The organism is Micromonospora orduensis, assembly GCF_006228125.1.
GTDB classification, from domain to species: domain Bacteria; phylum Actinomycetota; class Actinomycetes; order Mycobacteriales; family Micromonosporaceae; genus Micromonospora; species Micromonospora orduensis.
The window spans coordinates 1-3360 of the sequence record NZ_VDFY01000035.1 but is presented as its reverse complement, the minus strand read 5'-3'; the positions used below and the strand labels follow the sequence as shown (position 1 = coordinate 3360).

Here is a 3360-nt window from a genome sequence, read left to right as displayed (position 1 = left end):
GGGCAGGTCGGGGTCGAACAGCACCACCCGGCCCGCGACGCTCGCGGGGAGCCGGTCGAGGATGTCCAGGACCATGTCGCCGTGCGGGTCGATGACCACGGTGCCCCGGCCGGCTGTGATGTCCTCGACGGCCATGTTGACCAGCAGGGTGGTCTTCCCGGAGCCCGTCGATCCGACCACATGCAGGTGATACCTCGCATCGGCGACGGACAGGGCCACCGCGTGGCCACCGACTTCGGCGTCGCCGAGGACCTTCATCCCTCGGCCGCCGGTCGGCACCGCCACCGGGGCGGGCATCGACTTCGCCCGCGCCCGATCCAGCCCCGGTACGGCCAGATCCCGCGGCAGCGCGGCGAGGACGGCCAGCTCAGGGGTGGAGGCCAGGAACCCGGCTCCGAGCCGCCGGGTGGCCAGCACGGCCACCGGCTGCGCCATCCGCGCCCGGTGCGCGAGCCGGTTGCGGCCGGCGTACACGGCGAACGACGAGGCGACCGCGTCCGCGATGCCCCGCAACCTCGCCTCCGGCCGGGAGCCGCCGCGGTGATTGTTCTTCGCGATGGCGTAGCGGACGCCGATCGTCCACAGCGGGTGGGCGGTCTTGTCGAGGATCGCCCGCACGTCCCGCTCCACACCGGGATCTCTCCGCGGCGCCGCCCCCGCGGACCCGGTCCTGCTCCGCACGGTGGATCCCGTCTGGAAGACCTCGATCAGCCACAGCAGCGGCGCGGCGGGATTGATGGCCGGTACGGAGGTCTTGCCGTCGCGCAACCTGCCCGCCGCGCGGCGCGCGCGTGCGGCCCGGCGCGCGGTGGCGGGGCGGGCGAGGACCTGTACGCAGGCGTACTCGTCCGCCTTGAGCTGCGACCCGGCGGACATCAACGCCCGCAGCGGGTCGTTGTCGTGGTCGATGTTGATCGGCAACCACTCGGCGGCCGTCGGCAGCAGGTGCCCGCCGACGGCCGCCGGAACGTCGAGCGGGATCGGCGGTGACGCGTGGTCGTCGGTGGTGCAGGCGGCGCCGGGCCACGCGGCCCGCACGGCGGCCTCGACCGCCCCCTGCGGCACGCTGCCGGGTACCCAGATCGAGATCAGTAGCTGCCGGCCGATCCAGGTGTACTGCCACACCACGTGCGGGCTGCCGTACAGCAGCCGGCGTCGGCGCGACGGGGTGAGCGTGCCGTGCAAATTCGCCCACAGCGCGTCGGCGCTGTGCGGGTCGACCTCCGGCGGTGGGGCGACCGTGACGAGGCGGGCCCGGTCGGCGTGGCGGCGGTGCCGCCACCCGTCGAGCAGGTCGCGCCCGGCGATGTACGCGAGGAGCAGGGCGGCGGCGACGCCGAGCAGCCACGGCCGGTCTACCGCCCAATCGGCGGCCTGCAGAACCCAGCGGGTGGGCGCGCTCGGTGGGGCAATGACGCCGGCGCCCGGCCCGGAGGGGGCGGGCGTCGGCGACGCGACAAGGGGTGGTGTCACAGCTCCTCCTCCCCGTCGTCGAGGTCGAGGTCGGCGAGGTCGGACGGCTTCGTGGTCGCGAGAAGATGTTCGGCCTGCGAGGAGATCGACTCGAACGCGGTCCGGTTCGTGCCGGAGATCAGCAGGCCGTGCCCGACCCGGGCGGACAGCAGCATCCGCCGTTCCCCGGCGGTCAGGCCGAACGCGTCGGCGACCTGGTCGATGGCCTGCGGTGCCTGCTTGAGCAGCACCTGCGTGGCCGCATTCGCCACGACGGCGTGGCCGAGGTCGGTGCCGAGCACGTCGGCGACGTCCTGGGTGATGACCGACAGGCCAGCGTTGCGCTTGCGGCCGGCCTTGGACATCTTGAACAGGAACCGGGCGCCTTCACCGTCGCGCATCAACAGCCACGCCTCATCCACCACGACGAGGCGGCGGGTGGCCAATCGGGCCCGACCCGGTGCGTCTACTGACCGCCAGATCGAGTCGAGTGCGAGCAGCGTGCCGACGGTGCGCAGTTCGTCCGGCAGGTGCCGCAGGCTCCAGACGACCAGATGCCCGTGCGGGCGGGTCGTGGTCGGCGAGTCGAACAGGTCGGAGAACGAGCCGGCCACCCACGGGGCGAGTCGGGCGGCCAACTCGTGGGCGGCGGCGTTGTCGTCGGCCCGCAGTGTCGCGGCCAGATCCTTCAGCAGCGGCGCGGGCCGGTGGTGGGTGGCCGGGTCAGCGGTGATGCCCGCCTGCCGGTAGACGGCGAGGATCGCCCGGTCCAGGGCGGCGCGCTCGGCGGGCGGCGGCAGTTGCCCCAGCAGCACCGCGATGAGGGTGTGCAGGAACAGGCCGCGGCGGGTGAGCACATCCGGGCGGGTGTCCCCGGCGGGCAGATCCAGGGGGTTGATCTTCACGCCGGGTGCGCCGAGCCGCACGATGGTGCCGCCGACCGCGTCGGCCAACCGGAGATATTCGTCCTCGGGGTCGACGACGGCGACCTGGACCCCTTGGTACAGGTTGCGCAGCACGTCGAGTTTGACGAAGTAGGACTTGCCGGCGCCGGAACGGGCCAGGATCACGCTGTTGTGGTTCTCCTGCGCCCACCGGTCCCACCAGACGATGCCCTGGGAATCGGGGTTGACCCCGTACAGCACCCCGCCGGTGGTGGCCGGGTCGCCGGGCAGTGGTGCGGGCAGGTCCGCCGACGCGAGAGGGAACGCGGCGGCCAAGGCTTGCGTGTCCATGGTGCGGCGCATCTGCAGGCTGTCGGTGGCCAAGGGCAGGGTGGTGGTCCAGCCGGGCAGGTGCCGCCAGGTCGCGGGCTGCACCTCTATCAGGGTGGACGCGGCGGCGGCTTTCACCTGCGCGCACGCGTCGAGAAGTTCGGGCTCGGTGCGGGCGTGCACGGTCAGGTAGAGACCGACGCGGAACAGCTTCGCCGCACCCCGGGCGAGGCGTTCGGCGAGGTCGGCGGCGTCGTCGGCGGCGGCCTCCACGTACGGGTCGGCCAGCTTGCCCTTCTGCTCGTCCGCCCGCCGGGACGACTCGAACCGGGCCCGCTGAGTTCGCAGCCGCGACGCCGCCACCGGCGCGGGGATCGGGTCAATGTGCAACGCCAGATCGAGGCGGCCCGGCCAGGACAGCAGCGGCTCCAGCCACGCCGGCCCCACCTCGGCCGGATAGCCGGTCACCACCAGGGTGGCGGCGTAGCCGTCTCCGACCCGCAGGAACCGGGGCGTCACCTCCACCGAGGCCGGCGCCACCGCCGCCGCCACGCCTCCGGCGGGAGGCAGCGCCGCGGTATCCGGGTCGATGAGGACCGTCGGACGACGCAAGCGGATCCTCATGACGATGTCCTCCTGGGTGTCGACCTCCTGACCGGAGGGCCGGTGATGGTGGTGTCGGGGGCAGCGAGTC

Annotated in this window: 2 protein-coding genes; both read right to left on the bottom strand. The window is 73.4% G+C overall.

Features of this window, described 5'->3' with window-relative positions; all coding sequences use genetic code 11:
* Positions 1-1473, bottom strand: a 1473-nt coding sequence (locus FHG89_RS00260) for a helicase HerA domain-containing protein (RefSeq protein ID WP_139581843.1), incomplete at its 3' end; no start/stop codon positions are given.
* Positions 1470-3290 carry a VirB4 family type IV secretion system protein gene (locus FHG89_RS00255; protein ID WP_244295050.1) on the bottom strand — a complete coding sequence of 607 codons (1821 nt, stop codon included), beginning with the start codon at positions 3288-3290 and terminating at the stop codon, positions 1470-1472. The genes FHG89_RS00255 and FHG89_RS00260, both read right to left, overlap by 4 nt.
* Positions 3291-3360 lie beyond the last annotated feature (70 nt).

What these genes read in the sequence shown, in the direction of transcription:
- FHG89_RS00255 (WP_244295050.1), bottom strand. Translation starts at nt 3,290, where the DNA reads ATGAGGATCCGCTTGCGTCGTCCGACGGTCCTCATCGACCCGGATACC.